Origin of the sequence: Candidatus Aquarickettsia rohweri (genome assembly GCF_003953955.1) — a bacterium.
GTDB lineage: Bacteria > Pseudomonadota > Alphaproteobacteria > Rickettsiales > Midichloriaceae > Aquirickettsia > Aquirickettsia rohweri.
This window is the reverse complement of record NZ_RXFM01000142.1, coordinates 1-1,423: the sequence shown is the minus strand read 5'-3', so window position 1 is coordinate 1,423 and position 1,423 is coordinate 1. Positions and strand designations below refer to the sequence as shown.

The following is a 1,423-nucleotide window of genomic DNA, read 5'->3' as shown; positions in this document are numbered from 1 at the left end:
AAAATTCATATTTACTTACATTACTTTTTTTATATTCTTCTACTAGCTCTTTCCATTTTTCATTACTTATTCTTTTTTTCTAATAGCATCATTAGCCTCTATTTTTTTAGGCTTTTGTTCTACCACTTATTTTTATTCTTGCCTAGATGCCCTTATTTTAGCGCTTACATAAGATTAGGGTAGATAACGGTGCATTTATAAAAAAGAAAGGTTTTATTGAAAAATTAATCGATTTTTTTAAAGATACTTTTTCAAAAGTTCAGAAAATTATTTATGATAATATTGTTAAAGACTCAGGGTTTAGAACTATAGCCAGAATATTACTTGTTTTATTTGTTATATTTTCTGTAGTATTTTTTATGCTTGGTTTAATTGAGATTAATCAAACTGAGTTGGTTGTTAGGTTATTTAAAATTGGTGTCATATCTACAGTAATTTCAGATTCTACATTGAATGTTATACCCGATTTATTTCAAGGTATAGTAGACTCTACTATTGGTATCTCTACTGTTATAATGAAGAGTTCAATGTTTGATCCTATAAATAATCGACCTTTATTACCTTTTCCTGAATTAAATACAGTTTTTTCAGCTTATGATGGTGTTATTGAAATGGTTACATCAAAAGCATTTAATAATAAAATCTGGGGTATTTTATTTACTAGTAGGTTTTATTTAATAATAGGGATATATATTTGTGTCATTTTAATGTTTATAGGTATGTGTAGATCATTGGTACAATATATTATGAGTTTTTTCTTGTTAGCACTATTAACAATAATTCTACCTATATTTATAGTCACAATTTTATTTAAACAAACTATGCACTTTTTTGACAATTGGCTTGAGCAATTTATAGGTTCTTGTGTAATGCTTATAGTTATAACAGCCACAGTTGCTTTAATGCTTAGCTTGATTATTACACAATTACAAGATATGCTTTATTATACTGTTTGTTGGGATACAATATTTAGTTGGAAGCCGCTAGGAATTACAATTATAGATTTTAAATTTTGGAAAGCAAGTAGTTGGGATGAATTTACAAAAGCAGTTACTCCAAAAAACTTTTTTTATGTTCTAATTTCTTGTGTTTTATTCAGAGTTTATATGTAAACGCTAAAATATCCCCATCTTGACAAGTATTATCCGCCTTTCTTTGGGTTTCTTAAGTTTTTTGATAATTCTAAAAAAAATTTAATTTGATGATATTTTTTTATCAATATTATATGGAAGTAAATTTACTAACTCTTTTGGATCAGAATAATCATGAATATGATTCAGCAAATATTTTAAATAATCATAAGGATTAATCTTATTTACTTTGCAAGTTTCAATAATACTATAAATATTTGCACTAGCTTTAGCACCCTTAGTTGTTGCACAGAACATCCAATTTTTTCTGCCAACTGCAAATGGTTTTATAC

Annotated in this window: 2 protein-coding genes; one reads left to right on the top strand and one right to left on the bottom strand. The window is 26.2% G+C overall.

What is annotated here, in order from left to right; translation table 11 throughout:
- Positions 1 to 173 precede the first annotated feature (173 nt).
- A complete protein-coding gene (locus EIC27_RS06810) occupies positions 174 to 1,112 on the top strand; it encodes a TrbL/VirB6 family protein (RefSeq protein ID WP_126045287.1) in 939 nt (312 codons plus the stop codon).
- An 81-nt stretch (positions 1,113 to 1,193) separates the two neighbouring features.
- On the opposite strand, the gene EIC27_RS08545 is transcribed toward EIC27_RS06810, so the two are convergent.
- Positions 1,194 to 1,423: transposase domain-containing protein (locus tag EIC27_RS08545; RefSeq protein WP_205702304.1), on the bottom strand; the 230-nt coding region annotated here is incomplete at its 5' end.